The sequence below is a fragment of the Streptomyces sp. NPDC048291 genome (genome assembly GCF_043201715.1).
Taxonomy (GTDB): Bacteria; Actinomycetota; Actinomycetes; order Streptomycetales; family Streptomycetaceae; genus Streptomyces.
The window spans coordinates 652,273-667,304 of sequence record NZ_JBICZC010000004.1 but is presented as its reverse complement, the minus strand read 5'-3'; the positions used below and the strand labels follow the sequence as shown (position 1 = coordinate 667,304).

Sequence of the window (15,032 nt, the reverse complement as noted above, 5' to 3'; positions counted from 1 at the left end):
CCGATCACTGCCAGGTCGGCATGACCGCCGCGGGATAGCGGGAGCCGGCCGCCCCGTGCGGGAGGATCTCCTGGACGCGGGCGAGGTCGCCGGCCGTGAGGGTGACCCCCGCGGCCGCCACGTTCTCCGCCAGGCGGCGCGGGCTCCGCGTGCCCGGGATCGGCACGATGTCGTCGCCCTGCGCGAGCAGCCAGGCCAACGCGAGCTGGGTGACCGTGCAGCCCCTGCTCTGCGCGAGGGCGGTCAGCTCGCGCACCGCGGCGACGTTCCGCTCGTAGTTGCCGGGCTTCCAGCGCTCGTCCATGGTGTGCCGCATGTCGCCGGCCTCGTACTCGGCGGCGGGCTTGACCGCCCCGGTGAGGAAGCCGCGCCCCAGCGGGGAGTACGGCACGAAGCCGATGCCCAGTTCCCGCAGCACGGGCAGGATCTCGGCCTCCACGGCCCGCTCGAACACCGAGTACTCGGTCTGGAGCACCGACACCGGGTGCACGGCGTGGGCGCGGCGGATCGTCTCCGGCCCGGCCTCGCTCAGCCCGAGGAAGCGGACCTTGCCTTCGGCGATCAGCTCGCCGACCGTACCCGCCACCTCCTCGATGGGCACGTCGGGGTCGACGCGGTGCTGGTACAGCACGTCGATGCGGTCCGTGCCCAGGTACCGCAGGCTGTTCTCGGTGACCTCGCGGATGTGCTCGGGCCGGCTGTCCAGGCCGTGCCCGATCCGCGTCGGGTCGGACAGGTCGAAGCCGAACTTGGTCGCGATCAGGATCTCGTCCCGGAAGCCCTTCACGGCCCGCCCGAGGAGCTGCTCGTTGCTGCCGGTGCCCAGGCCGTACAGCTCGGCCGTGTCGAAGAGGGTGACCCCGAGCTCGTGGGCCCGGTGGAGGGTGTCGATGCTGTTCCGCTCGTCCGGGGCGCCGTAGGCCATCGTCATGCCCATGGTGCCCAGGCCGATCGCGCCTGCCGTGAGGCCCTGGGTCCCGAGGGTGCGCTGCGGGAGGTGTGTGGTGTGCTCTGCCATGCCGTCAACGCTAGGGAGCCGACGCCCCGGAGGCATGGGCCGCCGCCCGCATAGAATTGCCTGATCCTCTCAGGGACGGAGCGTGCTGTGCTGGACCGACTCGTCGCGGCCGTCGACCGGCATTGCCTGGCACCGGGCACGGACACCGCGGTGCCCCGGCTCTCCCTGGCCTCGGTGGACGAGCCGGTCGACCCCGCCCACCTGCTCTACGAACCGATGATCTGTTTCGTCGGCAGCGGCACGAAACGCACCACCTCGGGCGAGCTGATCCGGGTCGCCCGCCCCGGCGAGATGCTCCTCACCACCATCGACCTGCCCGTCACCGCCGACCTGGAGCAGGTGCCGTACCGGTCCGCCTCCCTGCACCTCGACGGGGAGCCGCTCACGGAACTGCTGCTGGAGCTGGACGAGACCGGCCAGAGCGCTCCCTCGACCCCGGCCGCGCAGGTCGCCGCGCCGATGCCGCCCGAACTCGCCGACGCGGTCACGCGCTGGGTCGAGCTTCTCGACACCCCCGAGGACATCCGCCCGCTCGCCGCCCGCATCGAGACCGAGATCCTCTACCGGCTGCTGCGCAGCTCCCTCGGCCCCGTCCTGCGCCAGTGGTCGCTGGCCGACTCGACCGCGACCCGGGTGCGCGAGGTGACCCGCTGGATCCGCGCCCGGTACGCCGAGCCGCTCGGCGTCGACGAGATCGCGGCGGTGGCGCACATGAGCCCGGCAGGGCTGCACCGGCACTTCAAGGCGGCCACCGGCATGAGCCCGCTCAGGTACCAGAAGCACCTGCGCCTCCAGGAGGCCCGGCGCCTGCTGCTCGCCGGCGACGCCTCGGCGGCCCAGATCGCCCAGGCCGTCGGCTATGTCAGCCCCACCCAGTTCAACCGTGAGTACCGCGCCGCCTACGGCCTCCCGCCCGTCCAGGACGCCGCCCGCCTCCGCGCCCGCCTCACCCGGACGGCGACCACCGGGCCGTGACGGCCACCGGCTCCCCGGCCGGGTCGGTCCCGCCGGTCACATTTTCCCGCCCCGCTCCGTCAGCGCGGTGACAGCGACACCGAAGCGCGCACCGAGGAGACGACGATGGAAGCACGTTCGATCATGGCAGAGGTCCCGACGACCCCCCGGATGTCCGACGACCCCGCCCAGCTCGTCCCCGAACTGGCGGACGTCTCGGCGGCACTGTTCCGGGTCACCGGCAACGGCTCGGTACCGCGCCCCACCATCGGCCTGGTCCAGCTCCGGGCCGGTCAGATCGTCGGCAGCACGTACCTGACCGTCCTGCACACGGGGTTCCTGCGGAAGGCGGGCGAGTCGGAGGAGCGGATCACGTCGGTGGCCTCCTGGCAGGACTCGCCGTACTTCACCGCCGCGGAACGCGTGGCCCTCGCCCTCGTGGAGGCGGTGCTCCGGCCCCCGGCGGACGGCGAGCGGGTCCCCGACGACCTCTACGCGCGGGCGGCCGAGGTCTACGAGCCGAAGGCCCTGGCCACCCTCATGTTCGTGATCGGCCAGGTCAACTTCTTCGTCCCGGTCGCCCTGATCGCCAAGCCGGTGCCGGGAAGGGCGTTCAACGCACCGTGGAAGTGAGGCGGTCCCACCCCGCTACGGGCGGGTTCGGGGCATCAGCGTCCCGCCGGAGGCCGAGGCGGCGATCGACACCCGCTCCCGGATGGCGATCACCGGCAACCTGGACGACTGCGCCAAGCTCCAGGCGGCCGACGCGATTTCGATCGCCGCCGCCGACCCCGGCACCGGCGGCGACGCCCTCGGGCTGGGCTGGACAAGCCCACCCCGTGGCCGCTGGAGGAGACGGTCCCCTACCAGGAGGAGTACCTGGCGGGCTTCCGCACCGTCCGCTACGACGTCGAGCCGGAGGCCGGCCTGGAATCGGCGAAGGCGTGGACTGCAACCGGGACATCGGCGGCGACGAGCAGCGGCTGCACTCGGTGCCCACCGCTTACAGCGCCGCCCTCACCTACAAGCTGGTGCTGCTGCCGGTCTGGTTCCTGACCTGCCTCCACGCGGGCAAGGCGTGGCCGGTGATGGTCAACGCCCGCACCGGCGAGGTCATCGGCGAACGGCCCTGCAGCGCGCTGAAGACCACCCTGGCGTCGGTGGGCGCCGCACTCCTGATCGCCCTGGCGGTACTGCTCGTGGTGACGCTTGCGCAACCAGGGCCGCGGTAGGTCCTTGAGGGCTTGGCGCGATGGTGGGGTCGACGTACTGACGACCGTGGACGGGCGGCCCCGGGCCGAGGCCGGGAGCTCAGCCCGGCTTGCGGGCCAGGACGAAGGCGCGCGGCCACTTCTCGGGTTCCAGCGGCTCCCGGATCAGCGTCGCCGCCACGTCCAGGCCCGCCTTGGCGAGCATGTCGCCGACCGCGTACGCGGGGCGCCAGTAGTAGCGCAGGTCGATCTCGTGGCCGAAGCGCTCGGTGAGGTGGAGACCGGGTGTCTCGCCCTTCTGGAAGGACAGCAGGACGTGGCCGCCGGGGACCAGGACGCGGTGGAAGCCGGCGAAGGTCGCCGGGAGGTGGTCGTCGGGGATGTGGATGATCGAGTAGAGGGCGAGGATGCCGCCGAGGGTCTCGTCGGGGAGGTCCAGGGACGTCATGGAGCCCCGGTGGTAGCGGACGGCGGGGTGGGCCTCGCGGGCCAGGGCGACCATCGTGGGGGAGAGGTCGATGCCGAAGGCCTGGACGCCCAGGTCGTTCAGGTGGGCGGTGATGTGGCCGGGGCCGCTGCCCAGGTCGGCCACGGGGGCGGTGCCGTTCGCCTTCACCAGCGCGGCGAAGGCGGAGATCATGGACATGTCCACGGGGAGGTCCGGGATGCCCGGGAAGGCGGCGGAGTAGTCCCTCGCGATCGTGTCGTAGGACGTACGGGTGGTCTCTATGAAGTCGGTCGTCTCCGAGTCCGTCACGGTCGCGCACGCTACCGGGCGGGCGGGGCACGCGTGGCGAAGTCGCGGTTGCGGCTCGGTCCCGTTTCGGTGGGTGGACACGACGGGCGTGATCGTCGCCGGGCGTGGTATGCGTGGAAGAGGAAACATACGTGTTACCCAGCCACGTCCGAGGTCATGCGTCCGCGGTCAGATTTTCTTCCCCTAACGGGCTGAACTTTTGTTGATCTCGGGTCAGTTGACCCTTCGGGCGTCCTACCCTTCAGAGGGTGAACCAATTGATGTCCCTAGAGACCGAGGCCGACCTTCCCGGGGATGTGCTCCCCGGCGTGCTCAGCGAGGAACTGCACGCCGAACTCGTCGCCTTCCGCCGCGACCTGCACATGCATCCCGAGCTAGGCAACCAGGAGTTCCGCACCACGGCCGCCATCAAGGAGCGGCTGGAGAAGGCCGGTCTCCGGCCGCGCGTCCTCCCGGCGGGGACCGGCCTCATCTGTGACATCGGGCCGGTCGGGGACGGGCTGCCGGTGCTCGCCCTGCGTGCCGACATCGACGCCCTGCCCATCCCGGACATGAAGGCCGAGTGCGCGTACCGGTCCACCGTGCCGGACCGGGCGCACGCCTGTGGGCATGACGTGCATACGACAGTCGTGCTGGGCGCCGGACTGGTTCTCGCCGAGCTGCACGCGAAGGGCCAGCTGCCGCGGCCCGTGCGGCTGCTCTTCCAGCCCGCCGAGGAGGTGCTGCCCGGCGGGGCCGCCGACGCCATCGAGGCCGGGGTGCTGGAGGGGGTGGGGCGGATCATCGCCGTGCACTGCGACCCCCGGGTGGACGTGGGGCGGATCGGGCTCAGGACCGGCGCCATCACCAGCGCCTGCGACCGGGTCGAGGTGGCGCTGGACGGCCCCGGCGGGCACACCGCCCGGCCGCATCTGACCACCGACCTGGTCACCGCCGCCGCACGGGTGGCCGTCGACGTGCCGGCGCTCATCGGGCGGCGCGTGGACAGCCGGAGCGGGCTCGCGGTGACCTGGGGCCGGATCGAGTGCGGGCACGCGCCCAACGTGATCCCGCAGCACGCCGAGCTGTCCGGGACCGTGCGCTGCCTGGACCTGGAGGCCTGGCGGACCGCGCCGGACGTCGTGCACGCGGCGATCGACGAGGTCGCGACCATGCACCGCGCCAAGTCCGAGATCAACTACGTACGCGGGGTGCCGCCGGTCGTCAACGACCCGGTGATCACCGAACTGCTGCGGGACGCGATGACCGCCCGGCGCGGCACGGACTCCATCGAGACCACCGAGCAGAGCCTCGGCGGCGAGGACTTCTCCTGGTACCTGGAGCACGTGCCGGGCGCCCTGGCGCGGCTCGGGGTGCGCACGCCGGGCGAGCGGACCGTGCGCGACCTGCACCAGGGTGACTTCGACGCCGACGAGCGGGCCATCACCGTCGGGGTGGAGCTGTTCACGGCCGCCGCCCTGATCGACGCGACCATGTAGTCGTACCGACGGCTGTCGTATGAGACGGCGGGAGAAACGGTCAGCTTCCCCGCGAGTCCCTTAAGTCGCACAAGTCAGGCAAGTCGTGCAAGTCACGTAAGTCCCGCAGGGGGCGAAGAGGTGCCCGGTCGGTGCCTCTTCGCCCCCTTGTGTCACCCCGCCGTAACCGGCGGCCGCCGCTTGTAACCCGGAGTCGGCACGGTTCGATAACGGCCCGGAGAAACCCCGTTCCCCTCGCCTTCTACGCGCGTTACTGTGCGCCGAAATCGCCACCGAGGGTGGACGGTTGGGGAAGCGGGCCGGGGACGGTGCCGTGGGGACGAAGGGGTGCTTGCTGTGCGTTATATCTCGGGTCGGAGGACTCGGTTCTCCCAAGCTGCGGTGACCGTTGCCGTCATCGCCCTCGCGGCCGCCGGATGCGGCAAGTCCAGCTCGGACAGCGGTGCGACCAGCACCAACTCGTCCGGCAAGTACAACGGCAAGGGCATAGGCCTCGCCTACGACATCGGCGGCAAGGGCGACCAGTCGTTCAACGACGCCGCCTTCGCCGGTTTCGAGAAGGCCGAGAAGGAGTTCGGCATCGGCGGCCGGGACATCGAGCCGCAGGACGGCGAGTCCGACGCCGACAAGGTGCAGCGCCTCGACACGCTCGCCAAGGCCGGCTACAACCCGATCATCGGGGTCGGCTACTCCTACGCGCCCGCCGTCAAGGAGGTCGCCGCGAAGTACCCGAACATCACCTTCGGCATGATCGACGACTCGACGATCAACGCGAAGAACGTCGTCGACATGGTGTTCGCCGCCGAGCAGTCCTCGTACCTGGCCGGTGTCGCCGCTGCCTCGGCGACCAAGAAGGACCACATCGGGTTCATCGGCGGCGTGGACATCCCGCTGATCCACACCTTCGAGGCCGGGTTCGACCAGGGCGCCAAGTCCGTCAACCCGAAGATCAAGATCGAGTCGCAGTACCTGACGCAGACCGCGGCCGAGGGCGGCTTCTCCAGCCCGGACAAGGGCAAGACCGCCGCCCAGGGCCAGATCGACGCCGGTGCGGACGTCATCTACCACGCGGCCGGCCTGTCCGGTCAGGGCGTGATCGAGGCCGCCGCCTCCGACAAGGTCTGGGCGATCGGCGTCGACTCCGACCAGTACGCGCAGGACGCCCTCGCGAAGTACAAGGACTACATCCTCGGCTCGGCCCTGAAGAACGTCGGCGGTGCCGTGTACGACCTGGTGAAGTCGGTCTACGAGGGCAAGCCGGAGAGCGGTGTCGTCAACGGCACCCTGAAGACCGGCGGCGTCGGCTTCGCGGACACCAACCCGAAGTACAAGGCGATGACCAAGGTCGTCGCGGCCGTCGACAAGGCCAAGCAGGACATCATCGACGGCAAGGTCACCGTCAACACGAAGTAATGCGACATATATGAGTCGCCGGGTGAGCGGCCGTACCGACGGGTACGGCCGCCCGCGCGTCGTTGCGGTCCCCGCGCCCCTTGCCTCCTGCAAGGGGCGTATTGCTGTCCGTAGCCTTGGTCGTGACTGTGGCCACAGCTAGATAACGGACCGGACATTGGGGGTTTTCCGTCTGGTCTACGCGCGTTACGCTGCCGCGGAACCAGCGCCTGGTTTGGGCGCTTGCACGAAGGAGTCTCGTTCCATGCGCCGGGTGTCCCGAATCGCCGTTGCGGGCGTTGCAACCGCAGCCCTTGCCGTCACCGTTTCAGCGTGCGGCAGCTCGTCCAGCTCGTCCACCGGCAAGGCCGGCGCGTCCAAGGGTGTCGGTCTCGCGTACGACGTCGGCGGCAAGGGCGACCAGTCCTTCAACGACGCCGCGTACGCCGGCTTCGAGAAGGCCGACAAGGAGTTCGGCGTCACCGGCCGGGACATCGAGCCGCAGGACGGCGAGTCGGACGCGGACAAGGTCCAGCGTCTTGAGACCCTGGCCAAGTCCGGCTACAACCCGGTGATCGGCGTCGGCTTCGCCTACGCGCCCGCCGTCAAGGAGGCCGCCGCGAAGTTCCCGAAGGTCACCTTCGGCATCATCGACGACAACCAGGACCAGGCGAGCAACATCGCTGACATGGTCTTCCACGAGGAGCAGTCCTCGTACCTGGCCGGTGTCACCGCCGCGCTGACCACCAAGTCGAACACCGTCGGCTTCATCGGCGGTGTGGACGTCCCGCTGATCCACAAGTTCGAGGCGGGCTTCGAGCAGGGCGTCAAGGACACCAAGAAGAACGTCACGGTCAAGGCCCAGTACCTGACCCAGACCGCCCAGGAGGGCGGCTTCTCCAGCCCCGACAAGGGCGAGGCCGCCGCCGAGGGCCAGATCGGCGCGGGCGCCGACGTGGTCTACGCCGCCGCCGGCCTCTCCGGCCAGGGCGTCATCAAGGCCGCCGCCGCGCACAAGGTGTGGGCGATCGGCGTCGACTCCGACCAGTACAACCAGGCCGCGCTGTCGAAGTACAAGAACTACATCCTGACCTCGGCCCTCAAGAACGTCCAGGGCGCGGTGTACGACCTCGCCAAGTCCGTGATCAAGGACAAGAAGCCGCTGTCCGGCGAGATCCGCGGCTCCCTGACCAACGGCGGCGTCGGCCTGGCCGACTCCAACCCGGTCTTCAAGAACAACGCCACCCTGCAGGCCGCGCTCAAGAAGGCCGAGGCCGGCATCAAGGACGGTTCGATCAAGGTCAAGACGTCCTGACCCACCGGTCATGACCTTGTCGTAGGCATGGTCAAAAGAACGCTGTAATGGCAGCGTTACGGCCACGGAACGGGGTGCGGGAAGGATGTTCTTCCCGCGCCCCCTGCCATGGATCCGGGGACCTCCACAGGGTCCCGGGCGCGGATCCGAGAGTTCGGTCAGGAATCTCGGGTGCGGGTCCGGTGATCGGTCGGTGAGCCCGGGCGGGTGTCCGGGAGACCGACGGAGATCCCGGGGACCGACGGCGGGGGCACCCCCCGTTCGCGCGGCAGAATGCTCGGAACGGATCGAGAGTCGAAAAAGCTCGGTCAGGTCCGGGCACTATTTAAAGCAGGGGCGCTACGCGCGTAGAGCGACCCCTTTTTCGAGGAGAGTGCGCCATCGACGCGTCCAGCAGCCCTCCGCTCACCGCCGGGACGACAGCCGCGGTCGAGCTGGCGGGGATCACCAAACGATTCCCGGGTGTCGTAGCCAACCACGACATCCACCTGTCCGTCCGCAGGGGCACCGTGCATGCCCTGGTCGGCGAGAACGGGGCCGGCAAGTCGACCCTGATGAAGATCCTCTACGGCATGCAGAAGCCGGACGAGGGCACCATCGCGATCGACGGCGAACAGGTCTCCTTCTCGTCCCCGGCCGACGCCATCGCGCGCGGCATCGGCATGGTCCACCAGCACTTCATGCTGGCGGACAACCTGACGGTGCTGGAGAACGTCGTGCTCGGCAGCGAGAAGCTGTACGGCATCGGCGGCAACGCCCGGAAGAAGATCAAGGAGATCTCCGACCGGTACGGCCTCGGCATCCGCCCGGACGCCCTGGTCGAGGACCTCGGCGTCGCCGACCGGCAGCGGGTGGAGATCCTCAAGGTACTCTTCCGCGGCGCCAAGACCCTGATCCTCGACGAGCCCACTGCGGTCCTCGTCCCGCAGGAGGTCGACGCGCTCTTCGACAACCTGCGCGAGCTGAAGTCCGAGGGCCTCTCGGTCATCTTCATCTCCCACAAGCTCGGCGAGGTGCTCTCCGTCGCCGACGACATCACCGTCATCCGGCGCGGCACCACCGTCGGCACCGCGATCCCCTCCGAGACCACCCCGCGCCAGCTCGCCGAGCTGATGGTCGGCAGCGAGCTGCCCACCCCGGAGACCGCCGAGTCCACGGTCACCGACAAGGCCGTCGTCACGGTGAAGAACCTCACCGTCCACGCCAGCGGCCCCTCCCTCGGCGAGGTCGGCGCGCAGCCCGAGACCGCCACGGTCGGCTCGTCCGGCGCCACCGCCCGCGGCGACGTCCTCGACGAGGCCACCACCCCCGGCGCCGCCAAGCGCGTCCTCGACGACGTCACCTTCACCATCCACGCCGGCGAGGTCATGGGCATCGCCGGCGTCGAGGGCAACGGCCAGACCGAGCTGATCGACGCGCTCATCGGCACCCGCAACGCCGACTCGGGCACGATCGAGTTCCTCGGCGAGGACGTCACCCCCTGGGGCACCCGCAAGCGCCGCGAGGCCGGCGTCGGCTACATCCCCGAGGACCGCCACCGCCAGGGCCTGCTCCTGGAGTCCCCGCTCTGGGAGAACCGCATCCTCGGCCACGTCACCGAGAAGCCCAACGCGAAGGGCTTCTGGCTGGACATCAAGGGCGCCCAGGCCGACACCCGCCGGATCGTCGAGGAGTACGACGTCCGCACCCCCGGCATCGACGTCACCGCCGCCTCCCTCTCCGGCGGCAACCAGCAGAAGCTGATCGTCGGCCGCGAGATGAGCCACAACCCGAAGTTCCTGATCGCCGCCCACCCCACCCGCGGTGTGGACGTCGGCGCCCAGGCGCAGATCTGGGACCGCATCCGGGACGCCCGCCGCGAGGGCCTCGCGGTGCTGCTGATCTCCGCCGACCTGGACGAGCTGATCGGTCTGTCGGACACCCTGCGGGTGATCTTCGACGGAAAGCTGGTCGCGGACGCCGACCCGGCCACCATCACCCCGGAGGAGCTGGGCTCCGCCATGACGGGTGCCGCGTCCGGCCACCTGGAACACGTAGAGACCGCCCCAGAGGGACACGAAGGCGCCGACGGTCCGGAGGACGAGGCCCGATGAAGAAGTTCGACAAGGAGCGGGTGCTCCTCGCGGTGGCCGGCCCGGTCATCGCGCTCGTCCTCGCGATCGCCCTGACCTCGATCGTCCTGCTGGCCTCGAACCGCAACCCGTTCGAGCCGTACGTGCTGATGCTCCAGCAGCTGCCGTACTCCGACATCCAGGTCCTGATCATCAACCAGGCGGCGATGTACTACATCGCGGCCATCGCGGTCGCCCTCGGCTTCCGCATGAACCTGTTCAACATCGGCGTCGACGGCCAGTACCGCCTCGCCGCCGTGATGACGGCCGTGGTCGGCGCCAACGTGGGCCTGCCCGCCGCCCTGCAGATCCCGATGCTGCTCCTGGTCGCCATGCTCACCGGCGCCTTCTGGGCCGGCATCGCGGGCGTCCTCAAGGTCACCCGAGGGGTCAGCGAGGTCGTCGCCACGATCATGCTGAACGCCATCGCCACCAGCGTCATCGGCTACATCACCCTCTCCAACGTGTGGGGCGTCCAGGTCGGCAACAACATGACGACCGGCGTGATGAAGAAGTCCGGCTGGTTCCCCGGCATCAACCTGGGCGCCGACGTCGGCGAGATCTACGGCATGGTCTTCGTCGCCATCGCTCTCGGCATCGGCTACTGGGTCGTCCTCAACCGCACCCGCTTCGGCTTCGACCTGCGCGCCACCGGCGCCTCCGAGTCCGCCGCGGCGGCCTCCGGAGTCGACGCCAAGCGCATGGTCCTGCTCTCCATGCTGATCTCCGGCGCCGTCTCCGGCCTCGCGGGCCTCCCGCTGCTGCTCGGCGACTCCCACACCTACAGCCTCGACTTCCCGGCCGGCCTCGGCTTCACCGCCATCGGCATCGCCCTGCTCGGCCGCAACAACCCGGGCGGCATCGCCTTCGCCGCCCTGCTGTGGGCCTTCCTCGACAAGGCCTCGCCCGCCCTCGACTACGCGACCCCGGTGGCGTACGAGAAGGAGATCGCCACGATCATGCAGGGCCTGATCGTCTTCTCCGTCGTCATCTCCTACGAAGCCGTACGGCAGTGGGGTCTGCGCCGCCAGCAGCGCCAGGTCGGCGCGGAGCTCGCCGCGGCCGCCGCCAAGAACACCAAGAAGGAGGTGGCGGCCTGATGTCCACCGCGACCATCGCCAAGCCGCAGGCGAAGCAGCCCGGCAGGGGCGGCCGCCGAATGTCGCTCCCGGTACTCCTGCTGGTCATCGCCGGCGTACTGGTCCTCACCTCGCTCGTGCGCATCATCACCGGCGCCGAGGGCATCACCTCGACCGGCCAGATGTCCACCGCGCTGCGCCTCGCCGTCCCGATCGGCCTCGCCGGCCTCGGCGGTCTGTGGGCCGAGCGCGCGGGCGTCGTCAACATCGGCCTCGAAGGCATGATGATCCTCGGCACCTGGTTCGGCGCCTGGGCCGGCTACCAGTGGGGCCCCTGGGTCGGCGTCGTCTTCGGCATCATCGGCGGCGCGCTCGGCGCCCTGCTGCACGCCGTCGCCACCGTCACCTTCAACGTCAACCACATCGTCTCCGGTGTGGCCCTGAACATCCTCGCCCTGGGCGCCACCCGCTACCTCTCGAAGTTCACCTTCGAGAACGCCGAGGGCGGCTCCTCCAAGCAGTCCCCGCCGATCGACTCGCTCGGCACGTTCAGCGTCCCGGGCCTGTCCGACTGGCTGGACACGCTCAACCAGAAACACTGGTTCTTCGTCTCCGACGTCGCAGGCCTGGTCGGCGGTCTGCTCACCGACCTGTCGCCGCTGACGGTGATCGCGGTGGCCCTCGTACCGGGCACGTGGTGGGTCCTGTGGCGCACCGCCTTCGGCCTGCGGCTGCGCTCCTGCGGCGAGAACCCGGTCGCGGCCGAGTCGCTCGGTGTCAACGTCTACAAGTACAAGTACATCGCGGTGATCATCAGCGGCGGCTTCGCGGGCCTCGGCGGCGCGTTCCTGTCCATCGTCGCCTCCAACGTGTACCTCGACGGCCAGACCGCCGGCCGCGGTTACATCGGCCTCGCCGCGATGATCTTCGGCAACTGGATGCCGGGCGGCCTCGCCCTCGGCGCCGGCCTGTTCGGCTACACCGACAGCCTCAACCTGCGCGGCGGCACGGTGAACGTCCACGCGCTGATCCTGCTGCTCGCGATCCTGCTGGTGTTCGGCGCCGCCTACCTGGCCTGGAAGAAGAAGTACGTGCCGGCCGTCATCACGATCGTCATCTCGGTCCTGATGTTCGTCTGGTACGCCACCACCAACGACGTCCCGCGTCAGCTGGTGACCGCGACCCCGTACCTCGTCACCCTGCTGGTGCTGTCGCTGTCCGCGCAGTCCCTGCGGATGCCGAAGGCGGACGGCCTGCCGTACCGGAAGGGACAGGGCAAGTGACCGCCCCGGCCGCCGGCTTCGACTGGGAGACCCTGCGGGCCGAGGCGCGGGAGGCCATGTCCCACGCCTACGCCCCGTACTCCGGCTACCCGGTCGGCGCCGCCGCCCTGGTGGACGACGGCCGTACGGTCTCCGGCTGCAACGTGGAGAACGCGTCGTACGGCCTCGGCCTGTGCGCCGAGTGCGGCCTCGTCTCCGCGCTCCGGCGCACGGGCGGCGGCCGGCTCACGCACTTCACCTGCGTGGACGGCACGGGCGCCCTCCTCGTCCCGTGCGGCCGCTGCCGCCAGCTCCTCTACGAGTTCGGCGGCCCGGACCTCCTCCTGGACACCCCGGAGGGCGTCCTGCCCCTCTCCGAGATGCTGCCCCAGGCCTTCGGCCCGGCCCATCTCACCAAGTAATCCCGTACGGCCCCTTCCGGTTGGGAGGGGCCGTACGCATCGCACTTCTCCGAAGGGAACGCCATGGCCACCATGGACGCCGTCTCCGTCATCCGCACCAAGCGGGACCGCGGTGAGCTCAGCGACCACCAGATCGACTGGGTCATCGACGCGTACACGCGCGGCGAGGTTGCCGACGAGCAGATGTCGTCGCTCGCGATGGCCATCCTCCTCAACGGCATGAACCGCCGCGAGATCGCCCGCTGGACCGCCGCGATGATCGCCTCCGGCGAGCGCATGGACTTCTCCTCGCTGTCCCGTCCGACGGCCGACAAGCACTCCACGGGCGGCGTCGGCGACAAGATCACCCTCCCGCTGGCGCCCCTGGTGGCGGCCTGCGGCGCGGCCGTCCCCCAGCTCTCCGGCCGCGGCCTCGGCCACACCGGCGGCACCCTCGACAAGCTGGAGTCGATCCCCGGCTGGCGCGCTCTGCTCTCCAACGAGGAGATGCTGAACGTCCTCGACACCACCGGTGCGGTGATCTGCGCGGCGGGCGACGGCCTGGCCCCCGCCGACAAGAAGCTGTACGCGCTCCGCGACGTCACCGGCACGGTCGAGGCGATCCCCCTGATCGCCTCCTCGATCATGTCGAAGAAGATCGCCGAGGGTACCGGCTCCCTGGTCCTGGACGTGAAGGTCGGCACCGGCGCCTTCATGAAGACCATCGAGGACGCCCGCGAGCTGGCCTCGACCATGGTGGGGCTCGGTACCGACCACGGCGTGAAGACGGTCGCGCTCCTCACGGACATGTCCACCCCGCTCGGCCTCACGGCCGGCAACGCCCTGGAGGTCCGCGAGTCGGTGGAGGTCCTGGCCGGCGGCGGCCCCGCCGACGTGGTGGAGCTGACCATCGCCCTTGCCCGCGAGATGCTCGACGCGGCCGGTATCCGCGACGCCGACCCGGCCAAGGCACTCGCCGACGGCTCGGCGATGGACGTCTGGCGCCGGATGATCGCGGCCCAGGGCGGCGACCCGGACGCGGTGCTCCCGGTGGCGAAGGAACAGCACGTGATCAAGGCGGCGTCGACCGGCGTGCTGACCCGCCTCGACGCCTACGACATCGGCGTCGCCGCCTGGCGCCTGGGCGCCGGCCGGGCCCGCAAGGAGGACCCGGTCCAGGCGGGCGCGGGCGTCGAACTCCACGCCAAGCCCGGCGACACCGTCACCGCGGGCCAGCCCCTCCTCACCCTCCACACCGACACCCCGGAGCGCTTCGAGTACGCGCTCCAGGCGGTTGAGGGGTCGTACGACGTCGCGGCGGCCGGTACGGCCTTCACGGCGTCGCCCGTCGTGCTGGAACGTATCGCCTGACCAGGTGTTTCTTCTTTCGGGTGAACGGGATCGGTGGACCTGCGCCGGTCCCGTTCGGCATGCTGGGATCGGTGACGCAACCGAAGGAGACCGCCATGAGCGCACTCACCGTGGGCCAGGACCCCGACCAGAACTGGGACGAACTCGTCCGGTACTGGGAGGAGATGGAATGGCCCGAGGGCAGCAAGGTGGAGATCATCGAGGGGATCATCACCGTGTCACCTGCTCCCGCCTACCGGCACAACGACATCGCGGAGCGCATCCAGCGTCGCCTCTATTCCGTGATTCCGGAGGATTGGGGGGTCTACCAGACGCTGTCGATCGCTGTGCCATCGCGTCTCGGAATGTTCATCCCGGACATCGTGGTGGCTCCTCGGCAGACCGATTCCTATGTGGAGAGCCATATCCCCGCCGGACTCGTGGAACTCGTCGTCGAGGTGACCTCCAAGTCCAACGCCCGGCACGACCGCGTCAGCAAGCCTGCGGCTTATGCCACCGCAGGCATCCCGCTGTACCTGCTCATCGACCGCTGGGCCCCCGGCGGGCCCACGGCAACGCTCTACGGCGAGCCGAAGCGCGATGTCTACCGGGTCCTCCGCGCCGTGAAGTTCGGCGACCCGATCGACCTGCCGGAGCCGTTCGGCCTCACGATCGACACCGGGGAGTTCCCCGTCGACTGACCG

14 protein-coding genes are annotated in these 15,032 nt (G+C 70.0%); 12 read left to right on the top strand and 2 right to left on the bottom strand.

From position 1 onward, the window contains the following. Positions 1–4 precede the first annotated feature (4 nt). The gene (locus ACGF5O_RS13915) at positions 5–1,018 is read right to left on the bottom strand and encodes an aldo/keto reductase (RefSeq protein WP_393810083.1); all 1,014 of its coding nucleotides are present in this window, start codon (positions 1,016–1,018) and stop codon (positions 5–7) included. Positions 1,019–1,105: 87 nt separating this feature from the next. On the opposite strand from ACGF5O_RS13915, the gene ACGF5O_RS13910 reads away from it, so the two are divergent. From ACGF5O_RS13910 to ACGF5O_RS13900, 3 genes are all read left to right on the top strand, one after another. Continuing rightward, positions 1,106–1,993, top strand: coding sequence for an AraC family transcriptional regulator N-terminal domain-containing protein (locus tag ACGF5O_RS13910; RefSeq protein ID WP_393810082.1), 888 nt, complete (start codon positions 1,106–1,108; stop codon positions 1,991–1,993). A gap of 105 nt (positions 1,994–2,098) precedes the next feature. Further along, positions 2,099–2,605 carry a carboxymuconolactone decarboxylase family protein gene (locus ACGF5O_RS13905; protein ID WP_393810081.1) on the top strand — a complete coding sequence of 169 codons (507 nt, stop codon included), beginning with the start codon at positions 2,099–2,101 and terminating at the stop codon, positions 2,603–2,605. Positions 2,606–2,916: 311 nt separating this feature from the next. Beyond that, entirely contained in the window at positions 2,917–3,204 is a 288-nt protein-coding gene (locus tag ACGF5O_RS13900) for a hypothetical protein (protein WP_393810080.1), read from the top strand. A gap of 79 nt (positions 3,205–3,283) precedes the next feature. Here the strand turns inward: ACGF5O_RS13900 and ACGF5O_RS13895 are convergent, their stop codons facing one another. Continuing rightward, entirely contained in the window at positions 3,284–3,940 is a 657-nt protein-coding gene (locus ACGF5O_RS13895; RefSeq protein ID WP_393810079.1) for a class I SAM-dependent DNA methyltransferase, read from the bottom strand. 260 nt (positions 3,941–4,200) lie between these two features. Here ACGF5O_RS13895 and ACGF5O_RS13890 point away from each other — a divergent pair, with 260 nt between their 5' ends. From ACGF5O_RS13890 to ACGF5O_RS13850, 9 genes are all read left to right on the top strand, one after another. Continuing rightward, positions 4,201–5,418, top strand: a complete 1,218-nt coding sequence (locus ACGF5O_RS13890; protein WP_393810078.1) for a M20 family metallopeptidase — start codon at positions 4,201–4,203, stop codon at positions 5,416–5,418. Positions 5,419–5,799: 381 nt separating this feature from the next. Beyond that, entirely contained in the window at positions 5,800–6,831 is a 1,032-nt protein-coding gene (locus ACGF5O_RS13885) for a BMP family protein (protein ID WP_393810077.1), read from the top strand. A gap of 244 nt (positions 6,832–7,075) precedes the next feature. Then, a complete protein-coding gene (locus ACGF5O_RS13880; protein WP_393810076.1) occupies positions 7,076–8,125 on the top strand; it encodes a BMP family protein in 1,050 nt (349 codons plus the stop codon). Between the two features lie 380 nt (positions 8,126–8,505). Beyond that, the gene (locus ACGF5O_RS13875) at positions 8,506–10,218 is read left to right on the top strand and encodes an ABC transporter ATP-binding protein (RefSeq protein ID WP_393810148.1); all 1,713 of its coding nucleotides are present in this window, start codon (positions 8,506–8,508) and stop codon (positions 10,216–10,218) included. Next, on the top strand, positions 10,215–11,336 hold the full coding sequence (locus tag ACGF5O_RS13870; RefSeq protein WP_393810075.1) for an ABC transporter permease: 1,122 nt from the start codon (positions 10,215–10,217) through the stop codon (positions 11,334–11,336). Before ACGF5O_RS13875 ends, ACGF5O_RS13870 begins: the two co-directional genes overlap by 4 nt. Next, positions 11,336–12,598: an ABC transporter permease gene (locus ACGF5O_RS13865; protein WP_393810074.1), complete on the top strand. Its 1,263-nt coding sequence runs from the start codon at positions 11,336–11,338 to the stop codon at positions 12,596–12,598. Before ACGF5O_RS13870 ends, ACGF5O_RS13865 begins: the two co-directional genes overlap by 1 nt. Then, entirely contained in the window at positions 12,595–12,999 is a 405-nt protein-coding gene (locus tag ACGF5O_RS13860) for a cytidine deaminase (protein ID WP_393810073.1), read from the top strand. Before ACGF5O_RS13865 ends, ACGF5O_RS13860 begins: the two co-directional genes overlap by 4 nt. A gap of 72 nt (positions 13,000–13,071) precedes the next feature. Then, entirely contained in the window at positions 13,072–14,349 is a 1,278-nt protein-coding gene (locus ACGF5O_RS13855) for a thymidine phosphorylase (protein WP_393810147.1), read from the top strand. Positions 14,350–14,444: 95 nt separating this feature from the next. After that, a complete protein-coding gene (locus tag ACGF5O_RS13850; protein ID WP_393810072.1) occupies positions 14,445–15,029 on the top strand; it encodes a Uma2 family endonuclease in 585 nt (194 codons plus the stop codon). The last annotated feature ends 3 nt before the right edge of the window (positions 15,030–15,032 follow it).

Excerpts from the sequence above, each read along its gene's own strand:
- ACGF5O_RS13915 (WP_393810083.1), bottom strand. The coding sequence starts at position 1,018 with ATGGCAGAGCACACCACACACCTCCCGCAGCGCACCCTCGGGACCCAG.
- ACGF5O_RS13905 (WP_393810081.1), top strand. The coding sequence starts at position 2,099 with ATGGAAGCACGTTCGATCATGGCAGAGGTCCCGACGACCCCCCGGATG.
- ACGF5O_RS13890 (WP_393810078.1), top strand. The coding sequence starts at position 4,201 with ATGTCCCTAGAGACCGAGGCCGACCTTCCCGGGGATGTGCTCCCCGGC.
- ACGF5O_RS13880 (WP_393810076.1), top strand. The coding sequence starts at position 7,076 with ATGCGCCGGGTGTCCCGAATCGCCGTTGCGGGCGTTGCAACCGCAGCC.
- ACGF5O_RS13870 (WP_393810075.1), top strand. The coding sequence starts at position 10,215 with ATGAAGAAGTTCGACAAGGAGCGGGTGCTCCTCGCGGTGGCCGGCCCG.
- ACGF5O_RS13865 (WP_393810074.1), top strand. The coding sequence starts at position 11,336 with ATGTCCACCGCGACCATCGCCAAGCCGCAGGCGAAGCAGCCCGGCAGG.
- ACGF5O_RS13855 (WP_393810147.1), top strand. The coding sequence starts at position 13,072 with ATGGACGCCGTCTCCGTCATCCGCACCAAGCGGGACCGCGGTGAGCTC.
- ACGF5O_RS13850 (WP_393810072.1), top strand. The coding sequence starts at position 14,445 with ATGAGCGCACTCACCGTGGGCCAGGACCCCGACCAGAACTGGGACGAA.